This window comes from Neobacillus sp. SRL179, from assembly GCF_984799095.1.
This window is the reverse complement of record NZ_OZ481792.1, coordinates 864200-889146: the sequence shown is the minus strand read 5'-3', so window position 1 is coordinate 889146 and position 24947 is coordinate 864200. Positions and strand designations below refer to the sequence as shown.

Here is a 24947-nt window from a genome sequence, read left to right as displayed (position 1 = left end):
TACCTGTACAAAAAAACACCGCATCTCACGCGGTGTTACCTTCTAATTAATATAACGTTCCATACTTTTATTAATTAACGTGTTCCCCAATAAAAATAAGACAATTCCTATAACCACAGACCACATACCAAGACCGCTCAAGTATACATTTCCAATGAATAGAATGAGCAAAAGCCAGACAAATTTAAGCACCCAATAAATGAATTTCATGATATTCTCCCCTTTGAAAAATGACTATAGCTCTATATTCACCGTTAGTAACTCATTTTTCAAAGCAATTGCCTTGTTCTTATAAATAAATTTCTTAGCATTAAATTAACTGACTGCGGTCATCTGCTAACGGGGGTTCTTCTAACCAACCGTGCTTAATCATTATTTTTGCACCGGCTTCCGCATACAAAGAAATTTCCGGAATTAATGAAGCATATTTCATTCCAATATCCCTTCTAGGACTCGCTGCCATTGCCATCCCGTAATTACCGACTCCAGCTGCAATCATCGCTGAAATATTAAACATGATAAGCTTATCGGAAAAGATCTTGGTCATAGAGCCAGAAACAGCAGAATCCCAACTCATCGGAGCAGACAGGTCGTTTTTTTTAAGAATTCCACTAAAAATGTCCATATGATCTTGAGAAATTCTCATTCCCCTTAACAAGTATTCCTTCACTTCTTCATCTTTAGTAGTTTGGGCGTAGCCTGTTAATAATGCCTTCCCAATTGCATTTGTTTGGATATTTAAAAATAAATGCGTGATTTCCACAGAACTAAGCATACGCTGTTTTCCGAAAAAACCAGCTAAAAAATGTTGCGTCTCTACAAATTCTACTTTGTCAGGAATAGAGATATATGGGGGTTTAACGTAGGTACCTTGCTTTAGCATTAACTCTCTTGTCAAATCCTGAAGCTTAACTGATGCAGTTAATACCCGTTTATAAAAATCAACAACGTCTGGACGTGTGGCCAACCCTAAAGCAGCACTACTTGCTGCCATCGCCATGATTGACATATGCCTTAAGAACATCAAGATAAAGGTATCCGAAAAGAGTTTTGGTGCGTTAGGATCTACATCTTCATCGGTGAATCCAACAGGAATGGGGAAATCTTGTTTTATAAACATATCTTCCATTATTGAAACATTCCCTTTTGCCGTTTCCAAAGTAAATTCAATAATAGGACGCACCTCTTCATCTTCAACCTTTTTTAAAAAATACGAATTTACACACACGGCAAATGTATCATTCAAATATTGAGCCCATAAGCAAGACATTTCTGCAGATGTTAATTGAATTTTAATTTTATCCTCCATATAAAACAATTCCCCCTTAATTCTTCCATCCTACTTTGGAATAGTATTTACGTTAAGGGAAAAAGTATAATAACCTGGAAAAATTTTAACAAATAATAAAAAACGGCGGTCTTACTGACAGCCGCTTAATGAATCGTTTCGCACTATACTATTTAAAGGAATCTCTTCCTCCCGCCACAAGTAAAAGCTGTCTTAACCTTCATAAAATCATGCATCAATGCAGCTTTTCTTCCTTTGTCCGAATTCCGATGCCTTTTTGTATGGAGGCAATTCATAAATTCTTCATCACACTGGCAAGGTGATCCTCCCCGGCTAAGACAGCGGTCATGCTTCATGCAGCAGGCATCTACATCATTAATGGGTGCCCCAGGTCCACTGCAGCCTGGTCCACACCATCTGTATCCTGGAAAAATACAAAAACCTCTTCTCCGTCTTCTTTCCAAACCAAAACCTCCTAAATAGATATATTAGCTAAAGCTTGTCTACTACTAAAATATGCTTATGATCATAATTTGAAATAGCAATACCCCCAACTTAGAAAGGTATTCTATAATAAAATGGGCCCTATTCTATTGAATAGGACCTGTTTATTTAATAAACACAACTAACCTTATTTCTTCCGTAATTTTTTGATTGATATAGTCCTTCATCCACCCTATTCAAGATGGAATCAATATCATCTTCCGGCTTTGAATCCGCTACTCCAAAACTTGCGGTTAATCTGCCCACATTTCCAAATTCATGTTCTTCCACTACTTTTCTTAACTCTTCTGCAAGTCTAATAGCACCTTCACCAGCAGCTTTCGGGATGATAATAAATTCTTCTCCTCCCCATCGCCCGAAAAGGTCCCCTATAGCCAGGTTTTTTTGAATTAATTCAGCTAACTCTATTAACACAGAGTCGCCAGTTTTATGTCCGAATAAATCATTAATCTTTTTAAAATGGTCTATGTCGAAAAAAATAATCGAAAAACCTGCCTTTATTTTTTGGGAATCCCTCAACTTTTTATCCAGCCATTCATCAATTTTATGACGGTTAGGAATTCCCGTTAGTGCATCTAAATACGCATGTTTTTTAAACAATTCTGCTCTGGCATATGCTTTAAACATATGCTGTGCATAATACAGGACAATAATATAGATAAGATTAGCAAAATAGTACTGGAATAATGAATCCATTGATTCCGTAGAAAGCCCTTTCATGTTCATAACTCCATCGATGACCGTAATGACAAAGATCCCAATGGAGAACATGAGACCTGTCCTAATACCAAGTGTTAAGAAAATAAACACGATATAAATTGGCATCCAGACAATAAAATCACCTAAGGAACCGCCAATAGGCACCAAATAATGGTGAACCACATCAAAAAAGGTAGTGAGATGGTAAATGCTGATGACTACTAAATTAGCATACTCAATAAAACGAACAAACCGTTTTTTATATAAAGAAATCCAACTTATTCCTAACAAGACTGTCATTGTGTTATTTATAATAAAAGTAAGTTTATTTTCGGCCTCAATATTTTGCATGAGTGTATTTAAGATTAATGCGATAAATATAAATGGAATAATCCAAAGATAGACGCTTCTCTTTAGATCAGCAAGTGATTCGAATTGTTTACGCATTTTGGATAATCATCTCCCCGACTAATCAACTGTGATTAGTTCCGCTTGAATCCTTAAAAAACCAATACATACTAGAAAAGCCCACATCGATGTGGACTTATTCACCCCTCAGATATGGAGCGTCAATTTAAAAATTAGTATTCTTCCATCATTATTTTAAATGATAAAGTAAGTTTTTTATATAGCTTTTCGGCTTTAAAAATATAGTATTTTTGTCCAATTTTTGTTATATGCCTGCAGGTGTAATGGTATGATAGAAAAATAATTAATTAAATGTAAATTATGGTAAATTAGTAAACCAGATCATTTGAAATGAGGGTGAACAATCATGTTAGAACAATTCCCTGTTTATATGTCTTCCTTTGAGCAAGAAAGAACCATTCGCGTCTATCTGCCAGAAACTTACCATCAAACTAATAAACACTATCCTGTCTTATATATGCATGATGGCCAAAATGTATTTGAAGATGAAGGAGCTATTAATGGGGTTTCTTTAGGTATGAAAGATTACTTAAGCAAAAGTGGTTTAGACATCATAGTCGTTGGGATTGACCAAAACCCAGAAGAACGCATCAACGAATACTGTCCGTGGGTACAAGGAACAATAGGCAATCAAATATCAGGCAAGGTTATTCTTATTGGTGGAAGAGGTGAGGAATATCTAAACTTTATCGTCAATGAACTTAAACCTCTAGTTGACAATCAATATCGTACAATTAAAAACCATACGTCGATGGCAGGGATTTCACTAGGCGGTCTAATTTCCACTTATGCTGCCTGCCAGTATCCAAACCTATTTAAACGAATTGCGGTTCTTTCACCGGGATTTTATCGTAATCAAGAGGAAATCGAGGATTTATTAAGAACTTCAGACTTGTCCACAATTGAGAAATTTTATATGGATTTGGGTACGAAAGAAGTCGGCTCGGATGAGGAAATGAATCAGGTTTTTCTTAACTTGACTGATCGAGTGGTAGAAATATTGAATAGCAAAACGGCAAACCTGCACTTTCAGCTCATTGAAAATGCTGAACATGCCTATACTTACTTCAGAAAAAGAATTCCAGAAATGTTGAACTATCTTTTTTCAGATATAAAGTAGGTGCATAACAGAAAAAAGGTGTCAGGCACCAATATGGTGCCTGACATCTTTTTTCATTTGCATCTCAACCTGTTTCTTGATTTGTGTTTAAATGTGTAAGTATTTTTTGATAGGCCGCTGCTTCCTTAGTCAATCCTTTAGATTGATACATTTTACTAATTTTCCTCACAGGAGACGGATTTTGTGGTTGAAGTTCCATTTCCCAAGAAAAACAATCAATAGCTTTATCATATTGTTTAAATTCAGCGTATAAATCCCCCAGTTCCATCATTCGATCAGGGTCCTCTACTAGTGCAGTCATGTTCTTTATTTTATGGATGACTTCAGATTGTGGAAAGAGGTCTTGAATGGGCAACAGCTTTTCTTCCACATATGGAAGTTCATGCTCCTCAAGCAGCTTCACGGCCAGCTGAGTAATTTTCTCATCTAATGGCTTCGTCCTGTCAGTGTACGTCGAATGTTGTAGAAATGGAACAAATTCATCCAAATGTGCCAGGACAAAATTAGCATCCGAATTTTCCCAGATTGTTTCGAGGATAGAATCAAAGGACGACGGCAAATCCTTAGCAAAACGGAACAAACAGGTGGCAGCTTTCTCATGATTTCCTTTTTGCAGCATTTTTTCCAAAGTAGATTTGGCATCAGGCAACACCCGAAATGGATTAATATCGACTTGACCTAAGATTAGAATCCATTCTTCCATCGTAACAAAACCCAAGGCAATCTCTGTAAACCTTTGAATGGCTCTAGCATCTTGCTGGCGGTTCGAATTTTCCAGCCAGAGCAATAAAGTACCTAAGCGATCTTGTTCAGTTAAGATTTTATCTAAGAACTCCCCTTCTTCGGGACATGATCGATTTTTAAAACAGTGTATTTCGACAAAAAGTGGATCCTTTTTTAAAATGGATGGTAAATCAGCAGAATGGTAAAAATCGTGGTAAGTAGTGAATTCGTGTGAATCCAAACGTTCTTTTGCAGATTTTAAGGAAGGTGAAAATTCGTGTAATAGTTGAATGATTTGAAAGGACTTCATAAATTTACCGCTTCTTCTAAAGTGGTAAAAGACCTTGTCGATAATCTTGATAAGCTGTTCTTTCTCAAAAAACGAGTCTAAGGTTGTAGCAATGTAGGCCACTTCTTGTAACGTAAAATGGAGTTGTAGCTGCGAGAAAAGTTTATTCTTAATTGGAATCGTAATCGATTTATGGGGGATTAAAGCCGGTACGAGCGGATGTGGAGATGGGATAACAATACCTTCATGGAATGCCTTATGAATAAAGGTACCTTCTTCTACCTGATTAAGTTTTGCACCATAAATAAGGGAATTTTTATAATAAATCAGATAGTATCTCTCGTTATTTGCAGTGGACACCTCGAGTACCTTGCTTCTTGCATAGACTGCTGCACGAGTGATGGTCCCCTTTTCGTTCTGCTTCTTATCTTTAATGGAAATTTCAGTAGGCATGCTCATTTGTTTATCCATCAATTTTGCCCCCTATCATCATACTTTGATATGACTATTCTTCCTTTATTATACCATAAAACAAAAAAAGGAGTGCAGGACCTATGCTGGCCCTAGACTCCCATGGAACATATTTTACTTAAATGTCTTATATACCGGTCATAATGACAATTTGCCGAAGACCTTGAAGAGCAAATCCACTTATAAATCGATAAACAAATAGACCTATGATTGGAGAAAAGTCAATCATCCCCAGAGGCGGTATAAATTTTCTAAAGATCGCTAAATATGGGTCTACTAGCTTCCCAATCCACATGCCAATTTTCGTTGAATTGAATTGGGGAAACCAAGAACCGAAAATGGATATTAATATTAACCAATAATAAATATCAAAAATATATTGTCCAATTTGTAAAATATTTGCACCCAATGTTTATATCATCCTCTATTAAGATTTTTGCACAAGAGTTTGTCACTTATATACATATACGTGACGATCTTAATAAAGTTTCAAAATTTAATACTTTTTTATAAAAAAACCTTACTTCAATTGAAGTAAGGATCTAAAAAATATCTATTGTTTTAGATTGAATAATCCTCTGGAATAAACACTTTTAATTGCTTCGGTTTAACAAACACTTCCTCTCCTGTTTGTAAATTCAGGCTGCGAAAGTGTTCTTTCGTTACTTCGGCTTCTAGAAAGTCTCCCGTATCTGTTCGAATAAGTTCCAATTGGACAACTGCCCCAACTAGATGAATATGGTTAATCTTTGCCAAAACTGAATCTGGGCTCGTTTCTCGTTCAATACTTATATCATGGGGCCTCACATAACCTACTGCTTCACTATTGACGGTTTCTTCGTATTCAGGTGCATCGATTTCAAAATTTCCATGGTTCAGTTTCCCATGATGCAGGCGGCCCTTAAATAAATTCACATCTCCTAGAAAGTGATAAACAAAAGGGCTATTAGGATGTTCATAGACTTCTTCAGGCGTCCCAATCTGTTCAATCCTACCTTCGTTCATCACGACAATCCGATCAGCAACATCAAGTGCCTCCTCCTGGTCATGGGTCACAAAAATACTTGTAATCTGGTAATCATGATGCAGCCTTCTAAGCCATCTGCGCAGATCTTTTCGCACCTTCGCATCTAATGCACCAAACGGTTCATCTAACAAAAGGACTTTAGGCTCAACGGCTAATGCTCTTGCCAGGGCTACCCGCTGGCGTTGTCCTCCTGATAAATGTGATGGATAGCGATTGGCGAATGCCTCTAATTTAACTAATTTTAATAACTCAAGGACCTTATCTGAAATTTCCTTTTTGGACGGTCTGCTTTTTCGCGGACGAACCTTTAACCCATAGGCAATGTTATCAAACACAGTCATATGCCGAAATAAAGCATAATGCTGAAATACGAATCCTACTTTCCGTTCCTTTGTACTGATATAGGTCATATCTTCTTCACCAAAAAGAATAACACCCTCATTTGCACTTTCTAGTCCTGCGATAATCCTTAAGAGTGAGGTTTTCCCCGATCCCGAAGGGCCAAGAAGGGCGACCAATTCACCCGTTTGAATATCGATATTAATTTGATCAAGGGCTTTAAAAGTCCCAAACGATTTTGAGATGTCTCTTATTTGAATACTCATCTTAGGAAGCTCCTTCTTCTGGTAACATGGATTTTTTTGCTTTCCATTCAATTACGTTTTTCACAATTAAGGTGATGATGGCGAACATCGACATTAAGGATGCAACAGCGAAGGCCGCTGAAAATTGATATTCGTTGTATAAAATTTCAATATGAAGTGGCATCGTATTTGTTAAGCCGCGGATATGGCCAGAGACAACAGATACAGCCCCAAATTCTCCGATGGTTCGCGCCGTACACAAAATGACGCCATAGAGTAAGCCCCATTTAATATTTGGCAACGTCACCAATAAAAATGTCTTCCACCCGCTCGCCCCCAGCGTCATGGAAGCTTCTTCATCGGTTGTCCCCTGTGTCTGCATTAAAGGTATTAATTCCCGCGCTACAAAGGGCAGCGTGATTAATAAGGTGGCCAAAACAATGCCCGGGACCGCAAAGATAATTTTTATATCATGGGCTTGTAACCAAGGACCAAATAAGCCGTGCGAGCTAAATAATAAAACAAACACAAGCCCGGCGATGACAGGAGAAATGGCAAATGGTAAATCAATAATCGTAATCAGCAGGCTTTTTCCTTTAAAATTGAATTTGGTCACTGCCCATGCCGCGGCAACACCAAAAATAGCATTAAGCGGAACGGTTATGAGGGCAACGATCACCGTAAGCTTTATGGCCGATACAGCATCAGGACTGCTGATGGCCGCTAAGAAAACACTGCTTCCTTTTTCAAATGCTTTTATAAATATAGCTGCTAGTGGTAGAACCAAAAACAAACATAAAAATAGTAGTGCAACAGTAATCAGCGTGTAGCGAATCCACCGTGGTTCAGCATCTTGGGTGGAATCCTGTACTGGTGTACTTGAATATTGCAGTGAAACTTGTCCTGCCATAATGAACCCCCTAAAAGATTTTAATACTTACTTGGAAAACATGCTTTAACGCTGTTTTATATAGGAATTTTGCTAGTTTATTTGCGAACTTGGAAGGTTTATTTGCGAATAGACCCGTTTTATTTGTGAATTCGAGAGGTTTATTTGCGAATAGACCCAGTTTATTTGCGGATCTAAAAATCCGATATATTTATATGAATTTCCGGTTCGTCCACCATTGCAATAGATTAATAACTAATAGCAAAATAAAGGAAAAAATGAGCATAACAGCTGCAATTGCGGTTGCGCCCGCATAATCATATTGTTCCAGTTTTGTCATGATTAACAATGGGGTAATTTCCGTCTTCATCGGCATATTTCCAGCAATGAACACTACCGACCCATACTCTCCTAAGGCTCGTGCAAATGCCAGTGCAAAGCCCGTCAGCGCTGCAGGCAGCAGCTCTGGAAAGATGACTTTTACAAACGTCTGAAGGCGGTTGGCCCCTAAACTTGCGGATGCTTCCTCGATTTCTTTATCTACATTTTGCAAAACAGGCTGGACCGTTCTAACCACAAATGGCAGCCCGATAAAGGTTAAGGCCATTGTTATTCCCAGTGGGGTAAATGCTACTTTAAAGCTCAAAAACTGGCCAATCCAGCCATTCTCTGTATAAAGAGTCGTTAGGGCAATCCCGGCGATTGCCGTTGGCAAGGCGAATGGTAAATCGACGAGACCATCAATGATTCGTTTACCTGGAAAGCGGTACCGAACCAAAACCCAGGCAAGTAACACCCCAAAAATAACATTAATCAAAGCCGCAAAAAATGATGCACCAATACTCAGGTTGTAGGAGGCAACCACTCGCGCTTCAGAAATCGTGGCCCAAATTTTTGACCATTCTACCGTAACGGAATTGATAAAGATCATTGATAAAGGCAAAATGACGAGAAAACTAATATAAAACATCGTAAATCCTAGCGAAAGCCCAAAGCCTGGCAGTACTCCTATTTTCTTCATTTTCATGCTTTGCACACGAGCCATGAGGTTGACCCCTTCCGTCGAAAATACATGGGCCTCCAATATTATTTTTAGAAGGCCCAAGTGAATAGTTTACTAAACTTATTTTGGCTGGTAGATTTGATCGAATGTACCGCCGTCGTTAAAGTGTGTTTCCTGAGCTTTTTTCCAGCCGCCAAAATCCTTATCAATCGTTACTAAATTTATTTTTGGAAAGACATCTGCATATTTATCTAGAATGGCTTGATTGCGCGGTCGATAATAGTTTTTCGCCACAATTTCCTGCCCTTTATCCGTATATAAATAGTTTAAATAGGCCTCGGCAACCTTTTTCGTTCCCTTTTTCTCAACCACTTTATCCACTACGGCAACCGGTGGTTCCGCAAGAATACTGATCGAAGGAACAACAATTTCAAATTTGTCTTTGCCCAATTCATTCAGTGTCAAGAAAGCCTCATTTTCCCAAGCAATCAAGACATCGCCAATTCCACGTTCAACAAAAGTAGTAGTTGCACCGCGGGCTCCGGAATCTAATACTTCCACATTTCCATATAATTCACCCATGAATTTTTTAATTTTAGCTTCATCACCATTAAATTTTTCCTTTGCATATGCCCATGCTGCTAGATAATTCCATCTGGCACCGCCTGACGTCTTCGGGTTTGGGGTAATAACGGAAACGCCTTTTTTCGTTAAATCATCCCAATCCTTGATCCCCTTTGGATTTCCTTTTTTGACTAGAAATACAATGGTAGATGTATAAGGTGTGGAATTGTCTTTCAATCTGGTTTGCCAATCCTTTGAAAGTAAGCCGCCGAGGTTGGCAATTTCATCAATGTCGTAGGCCAATGCCAACGTCACCACATCCGCTTCAAGTCCATCAATAACGGCACGCCCTTGTTTCCCAGAACCGCCGTGTGATTGCTGGATGGTCACCTTCTGCCCCTCTTCCTCTTCCCAATATTTAGCAAACTCTTGATTAAACTCCTCATAGAGCTCACGGGTTGGATCGTACGACACATTTAATAATTCAACTGGTTCTTTCTTCTTTGCAGTTTCTTGATTCGTCTGTTTATCATTCTTGTTAGACTTTTGTCCACTTGTCTTATCCGAGCTGCATCCTGCTAAAATAACCATCATAAGTGTAAGTATAAGTGTAAATTTGTATAAATGTTTCATTTGAAATCCCCCTTTTTTTAAGAAAAGCGCAAGCGCCCTGGTCAGCGGCGTATGGCCTGGAGCGCTCCAACTGAGATAAGGTGAAACTTCAATCAGCGAACGTTTTTCTCGCTGATTGTTAGTTGAGCCGATCGGGTTCTTACGGGCAGTTGAGAATCTACTGCCCGTTAAACGCGATAAAGGAAACACGAAGAGCCGGAGGCGCATTCGTGCTTGACTTATCGTAGGGCGGAGAGCGAAGGACACTAGCCGTTAGGGCGCTGGAGCTAGACAATTCTCCAAGTCAAAACTTAAGCTAGGCGTTTAGTGAAAACTTTAAAAAAAAGGCTGCTAATTTTTAGATGCATGCCGAAGGATAGAAAGCCATATCAAGGCAGTCTTTTCCTTTTGCACGTCTAAAAATAAGCAGCCTTCAGTGGACTGATCGGCTTTTTAATCGGAATAGGTATAATGATCATTTTTGATTCTTTGATGATATTCGCTTTGATTCAAAGCGAGTTTTTTCGGTCTTATCAATTTGTGTAATGTTTCCATCATGAACGGTAATGGTGACAGAACCGTACTCGATGTTTTTAATAGTGGATAAAATTAAATTCGCTTTCGCCTGATCAACTACTGCCATATGATATTATCCCCCTTAATCTCCTATAACTTATAAGAATACTTGGTTTTACACTAAAAAAACCAACTAACGACAATGCGGACTGCCCTTACTTATTGGATATAACATCTGGTTCCCCTCTCCCTTTTACATCAAAAAAAGGCTTATACTCATGATGCGGAGTATAAGCCTTTGGTTGACCAATCAGCTCATTATTCTTTTAGTAAATCTAGGCTTTAAATTATTTCTATTTTATTCTGACTTTTCCTACCTGTCAAGTATGTTTTTTGATTATTTTAAAAAATGAGATAAAAATACTTTTTCCATTAATATACATTTTTTAATTAATGGAAAGTATAAATGCTTTGACAATAATCCCATCATTTGCAGGTTCAAAGTCGTATTGTGGCAACCGTATAAAACCAAGGTGTCTGTACAAACTCAACGCACTTTCCATAAACTCTCCAGTATGCAGTCCAATAGAGTGATAGCCTTTTGCTTGGGCACGACGAATACATTCCTTTACAAGTGCCGTTGCAACACCTTTCCCCTGCGCCTGTGGAGTCACAGCAAGCATCCGAATTTCAGGATAATCGAGTTTATCAACCTGCCCTTTGTAAGCATCGGTTTTAGCGGGATATAAAACGACACTTCCAACGATTGTACCATCTATTTCTACTATAATAGTTTCAAGCTCCTCATTCGTATCCGCATCTGAAGAGATTCCCTTTTTCAACGCCTTCCAATGATCTTCCGGTAAAGCGGCAGCATGTATTTCGTAGGCTTTGATCCTCTGTTCTCGGATAAGTGGCAGTTCCTCAATTAAAGCATCACGTATCATCATTTTTTCTAGTGCCCCTAGTCTGTTTTCTGTCATTGTATTAAAAACTTTTCTTCTTTATTACTTAATATTTCTCGATTATGTTTCGAATATAGTCCCGACAAATCTGGTCCCTTTGGCAGTATGTTAAAACTCTTTTGATCATCACTGGCAATATGGTTTGATAAGTGATAATGCCTTTTGATTGCCTCAAAATCCGTGGTATCCCCAAATCCAGGTGTTTGATATAGGTCGCGCAAATAGCCCCAAAGATTAGGAAAATCCACAATTCGATTACGATTTGCTTTGAAGGCTGAGTAATAAGCTGCATCGAAGCGGACTAAGGTAGCATAAAGTCTAATATCTGTATCGGTAATATAATCTCCTATTAAAAATCGTTGTGTCGAAAGCCGTTCTTCTAATTCATCCAATCTTGCAAATAAGGTATCATACGCCAGTTCATATGCTTCTTGCGACTGGGCAAAACCACATTTATACACCCCATTATTCACATCGTTAAAAATAATATCGTTTAACTGATCAATCTCGCCTCGTAGGTCTTCCGGATACAGATTGGGGGCATTTTCTTTATGATATGGTGCCCATACGGTTTCAAGATAGTTTGTTAGTTTAAAATAATCATTATTTACTACCCTTCGCTCCTTCAGATCAACGATAACGGGAACGGTCGGCCTACCTGAGTAATTAGGGTCAGTATTTAAGTAGATTTCACTTATATATTGGATTCCTAAAACAGGGTCCTTTCCATCTTTATCGAGAGAAAACTCCCAGTCTACATGTGGCAGTTTGGGTCTCATTGGGCTAGCTGTACCTAGACTAATAACTTCCTCTAATCCAAGGATTCTCCGCGCAATCACAGAGCGGTGTGCCCATGGGCAAACCGCCGACCATAGAAGACGATATCGTCCTGCTTCAATCGGTAACTCTCCATCACCGTGTCCGAAAGGCGTCGTGAATCTATTTTTCTGGCGATTAAAAGAGCCATCCGCTTTAATTTCTTTCACCACTCCTGCACCCTCATGGACATTCTCAGGCATTTTATTCATCCTCTCATTATAAAAAAATGGAATAGTAATCAATTACAAGTAATTCAATTGGTTTAATTAATTTTAATATTTTCAGCTTTTATGAGTCAATCAAAATTATCAATATTCTGATATTTTTCACTAGGTATATGAAAGCGAGGTATGATCACCATACCTCGCTTAAAATGGTTTTAAAATCATCAGTGCAATGATGATTAAAAATATACCGTTTTCCAAGTGTTCATAACGGAATAATCCTTTTGACAACCGCCAGTACTCCTCTGGTATCTGCTCCCCTTGATGTGACGCTAATAATTCTTTAACAGGTTTTGACCTAGGGGATAAGACGAGCGGTCCCATTGCAAGTGCGGCCAAAAATAGAACGAGACTTGTCAAATACCAGCCCATTTGGAACAGGTTTGGATTTAAAAAGCCCATCACCAATCCTGTCAACAGCAGCATCGTGCCGCCAACCATCACAAAAATATGTAACTTATGTCTGATTTTATAGGAATGGCGTAATTCGGTCATCGTATTCCCCGATTTAACAACCGTTGTTAATATAAAACCTGGTCCCATGCCTAAAATGGCAGAAAAAATATGTATAAAGACAACTATTTTATAAACTGTCATCACGTTTTTGTGACCTCCATTAGCAGCGCAACATGTACTTTTTCATCCAAATAAACGCTTAACCTCTGTTTCTAATTCATCTGCTAAAGGAAAAGAATTAGTATATTTTAGACTCGCAACGATCGTGGAGTAATACCATTTCTGTTTCTCTTTACCTGCATTAAATCTAGTCCAAATTTCTTCACCATATTGGTTGTAATCATTAATAATTGACCGGATATTATGGAGTTTGTCCGCACAGGCCACTGCTCGAATATCACTTGAAGCACTTTTTAAAAAGTCAATGGTGTGTTCTTTTCGCTGCTGCCATGAAAGCGACTTATCAGGTTCTGAACATCCGTCTACTATCCCCGCAATGGCCGTGCCAAATTCACGTTCAATATCCATTAATGTAACCTCAGTATCTTCTACCGTATCATGAAGGATCCCAGCAGCAACTAATGAATCGTTATAGCCAGCCTTTAACAAGATCATCCCTACTGCAACCGGATGAGTGATATACGGGATTTTCGTTCCTTTCCGAAATTGCTTGTCATGCGCTCGCGCAGCAGTTTGCAATGCTTTTTCAATAAGATCCATTCACTACCCCTCCACTATTAAATATCCTTATCCTTAATTATAACAGGTTTTTCAATTTGAGATAATGTATGGGGCAATCGGCGGATAACATGTCCTAATCGGCGGATACTGCACTTCTATCGGCGGATAACAGGCCTCAATCAGCGGATACTGCACTTCTATCAGCGTGCCCCAAACAGCCGATAGCACTTGCCAATCAGCACACAAAAGGAGCTTGACTCTTCAAGCTCCTTTCTCTTTCCTATTTACGCCTCTTCACTCTTTTTCAAAACAGTCGTAGCCTTAAATAGCGGCACAAGAATCAGTACCCCTACCACAAATAGCAAGGCAGTTGTTTCGTACATCACGACAAGAGAAAACATCTTTTTCAACCAGCCGCTCGCCGTCATCGTGATGACCATTGTTCCCATGAAAATAGGGTTTAATATTCCATTAACCCGGCCAATAAAAGCAGAATCCGTATTTTTCAGAATCATTGTATTGATACCAATATGAATGCAGGGCATAAACAGACCACTAATAAATTCTGCGGTTAACGTCAACCAAAACATGTCAGATAACCCCATAACTAAAAACCCAAGGGCACTGATACTCATACCAATCGCAAGTAGAATCTGAGGTGGAGTTTTCTTTGCCAGCCCCACTGTTAGTCCGCCGCCTAAAATCATCCCGACCCCGAATGCAGCCATTAACCACTGCAACTGTTCCTTCGGTAATCCGAGCTGTTCGGTAACAAGAAAAACCCCTAACGGCTGAGTAAGTCCAAGTGCTAATCCTGCCGCTGCAAAACTGCCGCCCAGTAAGGACAGGGCTCGGCTGTTCCAAACATATTTGAACCCAGCCTTCATTTCTTGCATAACAGTCGTATCCACAGACTTTTCCTCAAGCTCGTAATCCTGTGGAAGTAAGAATAAAATTCCGGCAGAAAGTAAAAAGGCAATTCCCATAATCCCTATCGCGGCGTATATGCCGAATTGCTGGTACACAAATGTACCAAGGACTGGACCTAGAATCATAAACAATGCAAAGATGGTTTGATAAATCGACATCCCCATTTGAATGAGTTCTTCCTTCACATGGAGCTTAAATAGCTTCATACCAGAGGGCTGTGAAAACTGAGACAAAATTGACGATACTAATGTCGCAAAGAAAATGACCTTCCAGCCCCCAAATACAAGTGCAAACAAGACCACAAAAATTGAAACGGCACTCAAAAAGTCACACCAAATCATTGTACGTTTCGGCTTCCAACGGTCGGCAAAGGTTCCCCCAATAAAAGAAAACAGAAAGATTGGCACAAACTCAGCAACCGAGATTAGAGATACCGCTACGGGATCTTCATTTGTTTTTTCAACCACAAATAGCAAAATGGAGTAATTCCGAACCCAAATACCAATCTGAAGAAAAAATGTCGACAGCAATAATGTTCGAATTACCTTGTTCCGGAATAATGATCCGACTGTCACTTCTGAATGTGTTTGTTCCATAAAAAAGCCTCCTTATCCATCAATCCGGATAGGAGGCACCCAAAAGTGCAATGTTCAAGAAACTGTGAACATTGCTCTTTTATCTAAAAAAGCCCGCACTAACCCTATCCAGAAATATATTCGTTTAAACCGAATGACGTTCAACATAGGATTAGTAGATCATTGGCCTTAAAGTCACCCTTTCGTTATAACGTATATTTATCTTACTCGAATTGTTTTTGATATACAAGGAAATTCTGTTACTTTATGGATATAAAAGAAACAATAAAAGGATGTCCCACCGTTCGGACATCCTATGATGCAATATATAGTAGATTATTTTGGTGCCTCTTTACCAATTTCTATGATCGTTGGGAATCTGTCTTAGTCTGAGGTTAGGACTGGCTTGTTTGGTAAAATTGGGATTGTTTTTTAAAAGTTGATAGGCATCCAGATGAGACATTAACGGCTGAATTTGGTTTTCTGGTACAACAATCCCTCTTTTTCTCAACAGTTCAAAAACACTATTGGCCATGTTTTCTACCCCTTTCATCACTTCATGAGGATCTCCCTAATGAAAAAATCATGGGGTCCTTTGATTCATCATACCATGTAATTCACTAAATGTAAACGCTTTCATTGCAATAAAAAACTTATAGACAGTACAAATGCTGGAAAAGGTGCCTGACACCTTTTCCAGCATTAAGATAGGTAGAACTTAAAATTCATTTCAAGTGCAAGACCATAAACTCCTCATCATAATACACACCATTTACTTTAAGAGCCTTTTCTTCCAATCCAAATGTTTTAAAGCCTAACTTATGATAAAGCCTTTTTGCCTTTTCATTACTAGCGGTGACGGTTAAATTGATTTTTTCTACATCGCCATTTTTACGAGCTTGATTAATGGCTTCCTTCATCAATGCTTCTCCTACACCTAGCTTCCGTTTGTGCGAGCTTACATACATCGCAAAAATGTTTGCTTTATGACGTATTTTGAGTCGTTCCTCCTGAAATAAGGTGACCATGCCGATGAGCTTTTCTTGATCAAAAGCTCCAAAGGTATAATTTTCATTTGCTGCAAAATTTCGTGCGACCTCTTCAACGGGATTTTTCCTTTTTACTGATTCTTCATAACTTGTTAAAAAGGCTTCTGGATGATTCTTCACTGCCTCTAATCTTAATGACCAGTATTGTTCTGCATCAGCTGGATTTAGCAGCCTAATTTCCATATTATCTGCCTCCTCACTACTGCCCAGAGTCTTTACGATCCTGCAAAGCTTTTATTAAGGATGCTAACTTGTCATTTCTTTCTTGATCCAATTTAGTTTTTTCATTCATGAACCTGATCGTTCGGACGATAAAGTAAATCCCAAAGCCTAAAATGACTAAGTAAATTAAAATAGGAATAACAGCAAACAGTCCAAATAAATTACCTGCTCTTTCCATCGACATTTCCCCCTTTTTTATAAAAACTTTGCCATATAATATTCGTCTACAAATTCCCCTTCAATAAAAAGAGAATTCCTTTTGGTACCTTCAATTTCAAAGCCTATTTTCTTATACAATCCAACTGCTGCTTCGTTGCGGATGACGGTTGTTAACTCTAGGCGGTGGATATTTCGATCCTTTGCCCACTCTTCAAATTTTTCAAAAAGCACTGTTCCAATCCCCCGACTTCTAAACTCCTTTAGAATTCCAATAACAATATAAACAGAGTGCTTATTTCTTCTCGCTGTGCCGCCAATCGCAAACAAATATCCAGCCAATTTATTATCTATTTCAGCAACAAAGATAGTCGTGTTCTCATTATTTTTCATACTCTCAATTCTTTTTCTTTGTTGCTCAGGTGAAATTTGTCTTTCTCCTGCTTCCATCAGCATAAATTCCGACTCCATCTCAACCTGTTGAATCAGCTGAACTAAATTATCCGCATCAGAGGTTCTAACTTCTCTAATAATCAATTGCGTTTCCTCCATTAAGAAATCTTGTGTTTACTAATAAATTCCTGCAAATGGACTATTACTATTTTTAAAGCATCCAATGTTCCTTGCAGGTCTCCATCGATCTCTAAACCATGATTAGCATTTGGAATGACAAGCGTGTCGACATGTTGATTATTTTTCAAAGAAAAGACTCGTTCTTCAATATAGTGATGATCATGATCACCGATAACACAAAGGGACGGCTGGTCGGTAGTTACTAGTGCCTGGTATACCATGTCTTCTTTCAGAATGGGTGTTAACCATATACCAACAGCCTTATGAATGTAATTTTGCTGTGTCCATTCCATTGCCATTGGGATGGTGCCAATCGATTTACTTAGAAAGAAACATTGCTCATAATGGGCACCTTTTAGGACTTCTTCAACAACAGCCTTTACATCCTCATACATCCAATGGATTTGCTCTGCCTCATTCAGTTTTCTAAATTGCTCATTCTTCGCAAAGGTGTAATTAACATGGATTACATCAACATTCTGGTCCAAACATAATCCCGTCGCGTAATGAAACAATGGCCGCTGTGTGGTATAACCAAGTCCGGGCAGCATAATACAGATGGCCTTGTTATGTTCTTTATGTATCCATGTATAAGGAATCGTTGAATATTGATTTCTTTCTATCTGCCCTTCAGTAATTTGATACATCCTAGAATCACCTCAATTATGGTGTTCGAGCAAGATCTGCTGGAACGTTGTTTTTTATCGATTTCCACATAAGTTACTGTTTGGTTAGCCATGCTATTTGAAAAGAGGGTGATGACTTGAAAAAACTGTTGATCTGTATCATAGTCCTAACTGGTTTTATCTCTGCCGGCGGCTACCCATTTAAATTTGTTGATAAAGCAAGCGCCCAACAAAAGCCCATTCCACCCTATGCAAAATGGGGAACCTTGGCCATGGAAAAAACCAAAGAAAGATATCCAAATGCGAATATCCTTGACTACCTCCACATGGGACGGGTACCTGGAATTCCTAACACCACAGAAAAGTTTAAACTATGGTTAAAAGAGAACAACAAGGAATTTGGTGTTTTCGTAGAAATTCAATTTGATACTAGAACCGAAAAGGTCATAAAGATTACCTTCAAAGAGACAGCGAGGTAGTTTCGATAAGAGGGAGCATTTTTTTAGACGTTCCCTCATTGTCCTTTCCATTTATTCGAGTACAAGCCCGGCCCGGTCTTGCGGCTTATGCTCATTCATATACATTTCCTCAGCAACCATCCAGTTATTTTCCCAAGTCTGACGAGCTCCCTCTCCGTCGCGGACAATGCCTCTTTTCAGTCGTATTTCTCTTGGACAATCGACCCAAATGGTCAAATCGTAATAGGTTTGCAATTCGTTGCGTGTGGAATATACCCCTTCAATAATGACAATCCCACCTGTGGGTACGGTATGCCACTCTGCCAATTGATCCAAATCCCAATCATAGCGCTGGTAATATCCGCTTTGCTCTTTAGTGAGTGGCTCAATGACTTGTGCGAATACTCGTTGCCAATCTAAATCTGCTCCAATTGGCTTTTGGGTTGGGTGACTTTGAATGATTTGATCTTTTGGAAAATAAAAATCATCTATATGAACGATGGTTACATTGGAATACGCCTCTTTTACTAATTGCGCTAATGTGCTTTTTCCTGCTCCGCCACAGCCATCTATTCCAATTAACAGCGTTGAAAGTTTTCTAGGAAGATGGCCAAGTGCTTTAACCATTTCTTCTAACGTGCGAAACTCTCCTTTTTTCACCTTATAATTCATTTAAATCACGCCCAACATAATATTTTTCTTAATGAATTCTACATTGGTTTGGACCTGTTTGTTGGAGGAGAAGAGCAAGCGTTTAATGGAAGGTTCATTCTCTTCCCTTGCTCGTTTGCTAGATGTTAAGTGCTTCCGATAGCTGCTTACTCGCGTCGATTACTTCTTTAACATTCTCCTCATCATTCATGTTGTTCCTAGCATGGAGCAATACGGGTCGGACGGACTCTACAGAACGTCCAAATTCCTCCATCCACTCATAGCGCGGGACCATCCAGGTGTGAAAATGATGGGTTGTATCTTCGTTGTAAAAATAATAAACAGATTCAATACCTAAAACTTCACGCTGTGCTTTTCTAATTTTGGTCAAGATGTTAAGGTAATCGATTTTCTCTTCTTCTGTTAATTCATCAAAACATTTGAAGTGGCGTTTGGATGCTAGGATGATTAATCCTTTGATAGGATAGGCAACATCCTGATGGGCATGGAAATACTCTGTCTCGATGACAACGCCTCCATCAGGCTCCACTAGTCCGCTCGTTATAGCACAGCTTAAACATTCTACCTCTACTGTATTTCCATTTGATAAGGTTATCTTTCTCATGAACGGTCTCCCTGTGGAATATCCTTAATGACATATTTTTTAAAAATTTCAGTTTAATAATATATTTTAAGTATAAAAGTATTTGGAGAAAAAAGGAATAAATAAGTTGAGGTAACTCTAGAGGGTAGGATTAGAGGTAAAAGGCTTGAGGAATAATCCCCCAAGCCTTAGTATGTTTATTTGCCGATAAATTCTTGTGTCCAATAATTTCCTTGTTCGACAAAGCCTACACCAATGTAATTATAGTTCGGGCTAAGAATATTCTTACGATGCCCCTCACTGTTCATCCAGGCCTTAACGACTTCTTCGGGAGTTCTTTGTCCCATCGCAATGTTTTCACCCGCTGATTGATAAGTGATTCCGTACTTTTTCATCATATCAAATGGAGACCCGTATGTTGGACTGGTATGGCTGAAATAGCCATTTGCAGACATATCGCGGGATTTTTCACGGGCCATTTTACTAAGCGGTTCATCTACCTTAAGGGCAGGTAAACCATTTTTGGTACGCTCTTGATTCGTTAAATCGACAACTTGTTGTTCAAAAGCGTTTAAGGCACTAGTCGATTGTGTTGTGCTGGGTTTTGTGGTTGTCGGCTGTTGCTCAGCTGGTTTTGTTTCGGCCGTCTGAGAAGGCTGCTGACCTGTCGTTGGTTGAGTTGTTTGAGTTTGTGCGGGTGGATTCGCTGTATTTTTTGAAAGTTTAAATCCAAAACTTGCAAGATATTTTTCTATTATAGTATTAATTTCATTCATAGTAGAACCTTGATAAACATAGACCTTTTCCTGACCAGATGGGCTAGTAGTGGCTGCACTTGCTTGATTTACAATTGGATTAGCCATTACTAATGCAACTGCAGTGGCTAAAGATAAAATTACCTTTTTCTTTTTCATAAGAAATTCCTCCTGTTTTGACGATTTACCGTTCATATGCACAATCATCGTAACATATGATTTTTGTCATATTTGAGGAAGAATTTAACAGGAAAAAATTTTCTTGTGCTTTCAACTCTATCTATATTCCTATCATATTAAGCCTTTGGTTGAAAAAAGTAATAATCATTCTTACTCTATTTGGCTACTAATTCTACACATAATTTCCAGTAATTATAGAAAAAAAGGGGTTGACAGTTCTTTCGAAAAAGGTCCTATTTAACAAATATTTCAGCGAAGTATCGGTTTTTACATTCTTTTAATAAAGTTTACTTTTGTTGTTTGTTCAACCAGTGGGCGGGACGGGTAAGCAATGGAGGTAATTTTGTACGTTCATCACCTATGGCTGCATTAATCTGATCTTGTGTAAGAAAAATACTTCCCGTTAGATCTGCCCCTCTAAGATCTGTATCTCGAAAATCCGCACCAATCAGGTCAGCACCCCGTAAATCTGCTTCTCTGAGGTCCGCAGCAATAAGATATGCTCCTCTCAAGTTTACTCCTCTAAGATCAGCTTTTCGTAGTTTTGCACCAATCAGGTCAGCCCCGTGGGCATATATTTTCGCAGGTTTTTTCAGTGAATCAGCCCGTGCGAGTTCACTTGTACGTAATAGTAAATTATTTATGTTCGCCCTATGTGCTGGAATGTCTAGTTCTAACAGTTCACTAGGACCAAGCAGAGTCAATCTTTCCGTTTCATCAATGGCTAAACGAAGATCCTTGTGAAGGGTAGTGGCAGCTTTTAAGGTTAGGGCTTCCGTCAAATACCAAAGCATCTCATGAAGTTGATGCATAATGGGGAACACCGCAAACATTTGCTTTGCCCTTTCTGGTTCTTTACGCCAGTCATTTCCACCGAATGTGACTTGAGATACTTTTTGTCCCGCTCCAAAACATTCATAAACGGTACATCCCTTAAAGCCTTTCTGCCGAAGGTCTTGATGAATCCCACAACGAAAATCCGACTGTAAATTAGGGCATGGTTCCCCCCCATCCTTGTTCATTGCAAAGTCGGCTGAAATGGCAAATGGCAGGGCCACACAGCACAAGCCAAAACAGTTTTCACAATCAGCATGAAGGTGTTCACGACTAATGTCATCACTTTTTAACACGTTTGAACGATTAGGCAAATTCTTCACTTCCTTTCCTTCCTAATTTAATTTAATAGTTGTCTATTTTTTATGTAGCTCTCAACCTTTTAATATAGCATCGACAATTAGGCCGGTCAATTATGCTTAGGATTGGGGATAAATTTTTGAGGACTTGGTTGTTGGTTTGTACTTTAAAGTTGTATTAAAGACATTTTGAGAGGTTTGCCTGTTAGTTTTGTCCTTTAGAAGCCTTATTAAAGACATTTTGAGGGGTTCGCCTGTTAGTTTTGTCCTTTAGAAGCCTTATTAAAGACATTTTGAGGGGCTCGCCTGTTAGTTTTGTCCTTTAGAAGCCTTATTAAAGACATTTTAAGGGGCTCGCCTGTTAGTTTTGTCCTTTAGAAGCCTTATTAAAGACATTTTAAGGGGTTCGCCTGTTAGTTTTGTCCTTTAGAAGCCTTATTAAAGACATTTTGAGGGGCTCGCCTGTTAGTTTTGGCCTTTAGAAGCCTTATTAAAGACATTTTGAGGGGCTCGCCTATTAGTTTTGTCCTTTAGAAGCCTTATTAAAGACATTTTGACGGGCTCGCCTGTTAGTTTTGTCTTTTAGAAGCCTTATTAAAGACATTTTAAGGGGCTCGCCTGTTAGTTTTGTCCTTTAGAAGCCTTATTAAAGACATTTTGACGGGCTCGCCTGTTAGTTTTGTCCTTTAGAAGCCTTTTTAAAGACATTTTGACGGGCTCGCCTGTTAGTTTTGTCCTTAATTACAACTTAATCCAAAAATTATAAAAAAGCTGACCAGTAATCCGATACTGGTCAGCCCAATGACTTATTCTCGTTTTTTCGCTATAACCTCTGTTACATAGGCCGTAACATCCTTTACCTGTTGCTCTGTCAAGACCGTACCAAAGGGTGGCATAACCTTCCCGCCGTTTTTCACCTGTTCCATCACTTTGTTTGGGTCTTTAGCTACTTGACTCAGCTGCAGATCTGGTCCATTGTGTCCACCTGTCCCTTCTCTTCCATGACAGGCTAGACAGTTCCCTTCATAAACCTTCTGACCATCATCCACACTAGCAGTAGCCCCCCCATTTCCACTATCTGAGTTTCCATTTGTATTTTCGGCTACTGGGGTTGTGCCAGAGTCAATCGTACCATCCAGAGCGAAAGTCCATAGTGAGTCACCATGTTTTGACCCAGCTAGGGAGTTTCCAGCAACAAGGACAGAGATATACTGTTTACCATCGACTTCATAGGCTACCGGTGCAGAATTGACTCCGGCATCTGTCATGAATTCCCATACCTGATCACCTGTTTTGGCATCATAAGCTATTAACCTTCCATCATTATGACCAACGAAAACAAGGCCTCCTTTTGTTGTTAAAACTCCACTATAGGCACTATCATCCCATTTCTGCTGCCAAGCAATTTTATTTGTTTTTACATCAATGGCAGTCACGGTACCTCTTCTTGGTGCATTATCGACAGGTGCGATGATACTGCCTAAATAAACGCTGCCTTCCTTAAATTCCTCTTCACTTCTGGCAAAGGCCATATACTGGTCTGTTGCTACTACATAAAAATACCCTGTGTCTGGATTGTATGCAGATGGCGGCCAATTCGCCCCGCCAGCAGCAGAAGGTTTTAAAGTAAGTGGTTCCTCCCAGAACGGATCAAATATTTTACCAAATTTACCTTTGAAATCTGGAGCATCTTTGAGAATTTCCTCTTGGGTAAATGACTGAGGCACAAAGGCATCCCCTTTAGGTATCGGTTGGGTTGGCGCTGTCGCTTGACGTTCATCCTGTGGTACAGGTACCTCGTCTATTCCGACTAGCGGCTTTCCATTGGTCCGATCTAAAATGTACACCCAACCCGTTTTTCCTGCTTGGGCAAGTCCCTTAACCGCTTTCCCATCCATCTCGGTATCAAATAACACCACTGGATTTGGTGCATCTAAATCCCAAATATCGTGGTGTACCTCTTGAAAATGCCACTTATATTTTCCAGTTTCTGCGTCAATGGCCACAATAGAAGCAGCAAATAAATTATCTCCTTTTCTTCCACTTCCATCGACATCCGGTCCGGCATTACCTGTCGAGAAGTACAGCATCCCTGTTTCTGGATCAACCGCTGGCGTTTGCCATACAGGTGCTCCCCCGCGTTTCCAAGCATCATTGTCACTAGGCCATGTTTCATGGCCAGACTCCCCAGGTCCTGGAATCGTATAGAAGCGCCACATTTCTTTCCCCGTCTTTGCATCAAAAGCGGTTACCCGGCCCCTTGTTCCATATTCCCCGCCTGATATTCCCGAATAAATTTTACCATTGTAGTAAAGCGGCGCGCTCGTAATGGTATAACCTTTTTTCCAATCATCAACCACAGTGGACCAAACTTCCTTACCTGTTTTTTGATCCAATGCTACAAGCCGGGCATCTAAAAGGCCTACGTAAACTAACCCATCACCAATCGCTACACCCCTGCTGGTCCAGCCGCAGCAAACGGTGGTTAGTTCGGGAAGCTCTGGTTTGTATAACCATAAGTTTTTACCCGTCTTCACATCTATTGCAGATACCTCATCCGCACCTGTAATAATATACATCACTCCGTTATAAACGACAGGTGATGCCTCACCCGAATACTTAAACTCCTGTCCAGAACCGAGATGTGTGACCCATTTCCCTTTGAGATTTTTAACATTTGAAGTGTTAATCTCGTCCAAAGTTGAATAGCGCTGATTATAGGTACTTCCCCCATTTGTAATCCAATTATCCTTTGGAAGCGTTGTCAATTGTTGGCTTGTAAAGGCTGGTGTCATGGGATCCTTTACTACTGGTTGAGTGACGGGCGGTTTTTCATTTCCCTTAGGCTTCCCATCCGTCTTTTCTTTTTCATCAACAGATGATAGATAAATAGTAAAAAGTACGACAAGAACAAGTAAACCCACAAGCCCCCCAATAAAAAGCCCTGCATTATTCCTAGTTTTCAATCCTGCACCTACTTTCCTATTTATTAATACCTATATATACAGTATATTTAGACTATTCTGTAAAATAACTATTTTTATTTAGATTTGCAAAATATAATTACTAGGTTTATATATAAACTTTCACAAGTGAATAGAGAATTGACTCTATTGCTTCCTTATTTACTCCCCCAAATAAAAAAACCTTGCCAACTTATAATGGCAAGGTC

28 protein-coding genes are annotated in these 24947 nt (G+C 39.3%); 2 read left to right on the top strand and 26 right to left on the bottom strand.

The window, feature by feature from the left end:
- Positions 1-42: 42 nt before the first annotated feature.
- The 4 genes from AC4E8C_RS04345 to AC4E8C_RS04330 all read right to left on the bottom strand — a co-directional run bounded on the left by AC4E8C_RS04345 (position 43) and on the right by AC4E8C_RS04330 (position 2938).
- Positions 43-210 (bottom strand): hypothetical protein, encoded by a 168-nt coding sequence (locus AC4E8C_RS04345; RefSeq protein WP_490210554.1) that lies wholly within the window; start codon positions 208-210, stop codon positions 43-45.
- Between the two features lie 100 nt (positions 211-310).
- Positions 311-1309 (bottom strand): DUF3231 family protein, encoded by a 999-nt coding sequence (locus AC4E8C_RS04340; protein ID WP_490210552.1) that lies wholly within the window; start codon positions 1307-1309, stop codon positions 311-313.
- 152 nt (positions 1310-1461) lie between these two features.
- Positions 1462-1752 carry a phospholipase A2 family protein gene (locus AC4E8C_RS04335; RefSeq protein ID WP_490210550.1) on the bottom strand — a complete coding sequence of 97 codons (291 nt, stop codon included), beginning with the start codon at positions 1750-1752 and terminating at the stop codon, positions 1462-1464.
- Positions 1753-1900: 148 nt separating this feature from the next.
- On the bottom strand, positions 1901-2938 hold the full coding sequence (locus AC4E8C_RS04330; RefSeq protein ID WP_490210548.1) for a GGDEF domain-containing protein: 1038 nt from the start codon (positions 2936-2938) through the stop codon (positions 1901-1903).
- A gap of 328 nt (positions 2939-3266) precedes the next feature.
- Between AC4E8C_RS04330 and AC4E8C_RS04325 the strand changes: the two genes are divergently transcribed.
- On the top strand, positions 3267-4040 hold the full coding sequence (locus tag AC4E8C_RS04325; protein ID WP_490210546.1) for an alpha/beta hydrolase: 774 nt from the start codon (positions 3267-3269) through the stop codon (positions 4038-4040).
- 64 nt (positions 4041-4104) lie between these two features.
- Here the strand turns inward: AC4E8C_RS04325 and AC4E8C_RS04320 are convergent, their stop codons facing one another.
- From AC4E8C_RS04320 to AC4E8C_RS04240, 17 genes are all read right to left on the bottom strand, one after another.
- Positions 4105-5523 (bottom strand): tetratricopeptide repeat protein, encoded by a 1419-nt coding sequence (locus AC4E8C_RS04320; RefSeq protein WP_490210544.1) that lies wholly within the window; start codon positions 5521-5523, stop codon positions 4105-4107.
- Positions 5524-5650: 127 nt separating this feature from the next.
- Positions 5651-5932 (bottom strand): YggT family protein, encoded by a 282-nt coding sequence (locus AC4E8C_RS04315; RefSeq protein WP_490210542.1) that lies wholly within the window; start codon positions 5930-5932, stop codon positions 5651-5653.
- Between the two features lie 152 nt (positions 5933-6084).
- A complete protein-coding gene (locus tag AC4E8C_RS04310) occupies positions 6085-7155 on the bottom strand; it encodes a sulfate/molybdate ABC transporter ATP-binding protein (RefSeq protein WP_490210540.1) in 1071 nt (356 codons plus the stop codon).
- 1 nt (position 7156) lies between these two features.
- A complete protein-coding gene (cysW, locus tag AC4E8C_RS04305) occupies positions 7157-8044 on the bottom strand; it encodes a sulfate ABC transporter permease subunit CysW (RefSeq protein WP_490210538.1) in 888 nt (295 codons plus the stop codon).
- A gap of 190 nt (positions 8045-8234) precedes the next feature.
- Positions 8235-9068 carry a sulfate ABC transporter permease subunit CysT gene (cysT, locus tag AC4E8C_RS04300; protein ID WP_490210536.1) on the bottom strand — a complete coding sequence of 278 codons (834 nt, stop codon included), beginning with the start codon at positions 9066-9068 and terminating at the stop codon, positions 8235-8237.
- Positions 9069-9146: 78 nt separating this feature from the next.
- Entirely contained in the window at positions 9147-10223 is a 1077-nt protein-coding gene (locus tag AC4E8C_RS04295; RefSeq protein ID WP_490210535.1) for a sulfate ABC transporter substrate-binding protein, read from the bottom strand.
- Positions 10224-10677: 454 nt separating this feature from the next.
- A complete protein-coding gene (locus tag AC4E8C_RS04290; protein WP_490210533.1) occupies positions 10678-10845 on the bottom strand; it encodes a YezD family protein in 168 nt (55 codons plus the stop codon).
- 319 nt (positions 10846-11164) lie between these two features.
- The gene (locus AC4E8C_RS04285) at positions 11165-11668 is read right to left on the bottom strand and encodes a GNAT family N-acetyltransferase (protein WP_490210531.1); all 504 of its coding nucleotides are present in this window, start codon (positions 11666-11668) and stop codon (positions 11165-11167) included.
- Between the two features lie 29 nt (positions 11669-11697).
- Complete coding sequence (locus tag AC4E8C_RS04280; RefSeq protein WP_490210530.1) at positions 11698-12702, bottom strand: glutathione S-transferase family protein; 1005 nt, start codon at positions 12700-12702, stop codon at positions 11698-11700.
- Positions 12703-12870: 168 nt separating this feature from the next.
- Positions 12871-13323 carry a DUF2269 family protein gene (locus tag AC4E8C_RS04275; protein ID WP_490212467.1) on the bottom strand — a complete coding sequence of 151 codons (453 nt, stop codon included), beginning with the start codon at positions 13321-13323 and terminating at the stop codon, positions 12871-12873.
- Positions 13324-13365: 42 nt separating this feature from the next.
- A complete protein-coding gene (locus AC4E8C_RS04270; protein WP_490210528.1) occupies positions 13366-13902 on the bottom strand; it encodes an HD domain-containing protein in 537 nt (178 codons plus the stop codon).
- Between the two features lie 245 nt (positions 13903-14147).
- Positions 14148-15389, bottom strand: a complete 1242-nt coding sequence (locus tag AC4E8C_RS04265) for an MFS transporter (RefSeq protein WP_490210526.1) — start codon at positions 15387-15389, stop codon at positions 14148-14150.
- A gap of 331 nt (positions 15390-15720) precedes the next feature.
- Entirely contained in the window at positions 15721-15903 is a 183-nt protein-coding gene (locus AC4E8C_RS04260; RefSeq protein ID WP_490210524.1) for a hypothetical protein, read from the bottom strand.
- A gap of 190 nt (positions 15904-16093) precedes the next feature.
- A complete protein-coding gene (locus tag AC4E8C_RS04255) occupies positions 16094-16600 on the bottom strand; it encodes a GNAT family N-acetyltransferase (protein WP_490210523.1) in 507 nt (168 codons plus the stop codon).
- Between the two features lie 16 nt (positions 16601-16616).
- A complete protein-coding gene (locus AC4E8C_RS04250; RefSeq protein ID WP_490210521.1) occupies positions 16617-16817 on the bottom strand; it encodes a hypothetical protein in 201 nt (66 codons plus the stop codon).
- Between the two features lie 17 nt (positions 16818-16834).
- The gene (locus tag AC4E8C_RS04245) at positions 16835-17332 is read right to left on the bottom strand and encodes a GNAT family N-acetyltransferase (RefSeq protein WP_490210519.1); all 498 of its coding nucleotides are present in this window, start codon (positions 17330-17332) and stop codon (positions 16835-16837) included.
- Between the two features lie 14 nt (positions 17333-17346).
- On the bottom strand, positions 17347-18015 hold the full coding sequence (locus AC4E8C_RS04240) for a hypothetical protein (protein ID WP_490210517.1): 669 nt from the start codon (positions 18013-18015) through the stop codon (positions 17347-17349).
- A gap of 116 nt (positions 18016-18131) precedes the next feature.
- Here AC4E8C_RS04240 and AC4E8C_RS04235 point away from each other — a divergent pair, with 116 nt between their 5' ends.
- Positions 18132-18473, top strand: coding sequence for a YqzG/YhdC family protein (locus AC4E8C_RS04235; protein ID WP_490210515.1), 342 nt, complete (start codon positions 18132-18134; stop codon positions 18471-18473).
- Between the two features lie 51 nt (positions 18474-18524).
- Here AC4E8C_RS04235 and AC4E8C_RS04230 read toward each other — a convergent pair whose 3' ends face one another.
- The 5 genes from AC4E8C_RS04230 to AC4E8C_RS04210 form a co-directional block, all read right to left on the bottom strand.
- Positions 18525-19079: a uridine kinase family protein gene (locus AC4E8C_RS04230; protein WP_490212466.1), complete on the bottom strand. Its 555-nt coding sequence runs from the start codon at positions 19077-19079 to the stop codon at positions 18525-18527.
- A 163-nt stretch (positions 19080-19242) separates the two neighbouring features.
- A complete protein-coding gene (locus AC4E8C_RS04225; RefSeq protein WP_490210513.1) occupies positions 19243-19728 on the bottom strand; it encodes an HIT family protein in 486 nt (161 codons plus the stop codon).
- A gap of 176 nt (positions 19729-19904) precedes the next feature.
- Positions 19905-20621 carry a CAP domain-containing protein gene (locus AC4E8C_RS04220; protein ID WP_490210512.1) on the bottom strand — a complete coding sequence of 239 codons (717 nt, stop codon included), beginning with the start codon at positions 20619-20621 and terminating at the stop codon, positions 19905-19907.
- A 308-nt stretch (positions 20622-20929) separates the two neighbouring features.
- Positions 20930-21799, bottom strand: a complete 870-nt coding sequence (locus AC4E8C_RS04215; protein ID WP_490210510.1) for a pentapeptide repeat-containing protein — start codon at positions 21797-21799, stop codon at positions 20930-20932.
- A 782-nt stretch (positions 21800-22581) separates the two neighbouring features.
- Positions 22582-24741 carry a PQQ-dependent dehydrogenase, methanol/ethanol family gene (locus AC4E8C_RS04210; RefSeq protein ID WP_490210508.1) on the bottom strand — a complete coding sequence of 720 codons (2160 nt, stop codon included), beginning with the start codon at positions 24739-24741 and terminating at the stop codon, positions 22582-22584.
- Between the last annotated feature and the right edge of the window lie 206 nt (positions 24742-24947).

Coding starts and splice junctions, on each gene's coding strand:
- AC4E8C_RS04345 (WP_490210554.1), bottom strand. CDS start 210: ATGAAATTCATTTATTGGGTGCTTAAATTTGTCTGGCTTTTGCTCATT.
- AC4E8C_RS04340 (WP_490210552.1), bottom strand. CDS start 1,309: ATGGAGGATAAAATTAAAATTCAATTAACATCTGCAGAAATGTCTTGC.
- AC4E8C_RS04330 (WP_490210548.1), bottom strand. CDS start 2,938: ATGCGTAAACAATTCGAATCACTTGCTGATCTAAAGAGAAGCGTCTAT.
- AC4E8C_RS04325 (WP_490210546.1), top strand. CDS start 3,267: ATGTTAGAACAATTCCCTGTTTATATGTCTTCCTTTGAGCAAGAAAGA.
- AC4E8C_RS04320 (WP_490210544.1), bottom strand. CDS start 5,523: ATGGATAAACAAATGAGCATGCCTACTGAAATTTCCATTAAAGATAAG.
- AC4E8C_RS04310 (WP_490210540.1), bottom strand. CDS start 7,155: ATGAGTATTCAAATAAGAGACATCTCAAAATCGTTTGGGACTTTTAAA.
- cysW (WP_490210538.1), bottom strand. CDS start 8,044: ATGGCAGGACAAGTTTCACTGCAATATTCAAGTACACCAGTACAGGAT.
- cysT (WP_490210536.1), bottom strand. CDS start 9,068: ATGGCTCGTGTGCAAAGCATGAAAATGAAGAAAATAGGAGTACTGCCA.
- AC4E8C_RS04295 (WP_490210535.1), bottom strand. CDS start 10,223: ATGAAACATTTATACAAATTTACACTTATACTTACACTTATGATGGTT.
- AC4E8C_RS04290 (WP_490210533.1), bottom strand. CDS start 10,845: ATGGCAGTAGTTGATCAGGCGAAAGCGAATTTAATTTTATCCACTATT.
- AC4E8C_RS04285 (WP_490210531.1), bottom strand. CDS start 11,668: ATGATGATACGTGATGCTTTAATTGAGGAACTGCCACTTATCCGAGAA.
- AC4E8C_RS04280 (WP_490210530.1), bottom strand. CDS start 12,702: ATGCCTGAGAATGTCCATGAGGGTGCAGGAGTGGTGAAAGAAATTAAA.
- AC4E8C_RS04275 (WP_490212467.1), bottom strand. CDS start 13,323: ATGACAGTTTATAAAATAGTTGTCTTTATACATATTTTTTCTGCCATT.
- AC4E8C_RS04270 (WP_490210528.1), bottom strand. CDS start 13,902: ATGGATCTTATTGAAAAAGCATTGCAAACTGCTGCGCGAGCGCATGAC.
- AC4E8C_RS04265 (WP_490210526.1), bottom strand. CDS start 15,389: ATGGAACAAACACATTCAGAAGTGACAGTCGGATCATTATTCCGGAAC.
- AC4E8C_RS04260 (WP_490210524.1), bottom strand. CDS start 15,903: ATGGCCAATAGTGTTTTTGAACTGTTGAGAAAAAGAGGGATTGTTGTA.
- AC4E8C_RS04255 (WP_490210523.1), bottom strand. CDS start 16,600: ATGGAAATTAGGCTGCTAAATCCAGCTGATGCAGAACAATACTGGTCA.
- AC4E8C_RS04250 (WP_490210521.1), bottom strand. CDS start 16,817: ATGGAAAGAGCAGGTAATTTATTTGGACTGTTTGCTGTTATTCCTATT.
- AC4E8C_RS04240 (WP_490210517.1), bottom strand. CDS start 18,015: ATGTATCAAATTACTGAAGGGCAGATAGAAAGAAATCAATATTCAACG.
- AC4E8C_RS04230 (WP_490212466.1), bottom strand. CDS start 19,079: ATGGTTAAAGCACTTGGCCATCTTCCTAGAAAACTTTCAACGCTGTTA.
- AC4E8C_RS04225 (WP_490210513.1), bottom strand. CDS start 19,728: ATGAGAAAGATAACCTTATCAAATGGAAATACAGTAGAGGTAGAATGT.
- AC4E8C_RS04220 (WP_490210512.1), bottom strand. CDS start 20,621: ATGAAAAAGAAAAAGGTAATTTTATCTTTAGCCACTGCAGTTGCATTA.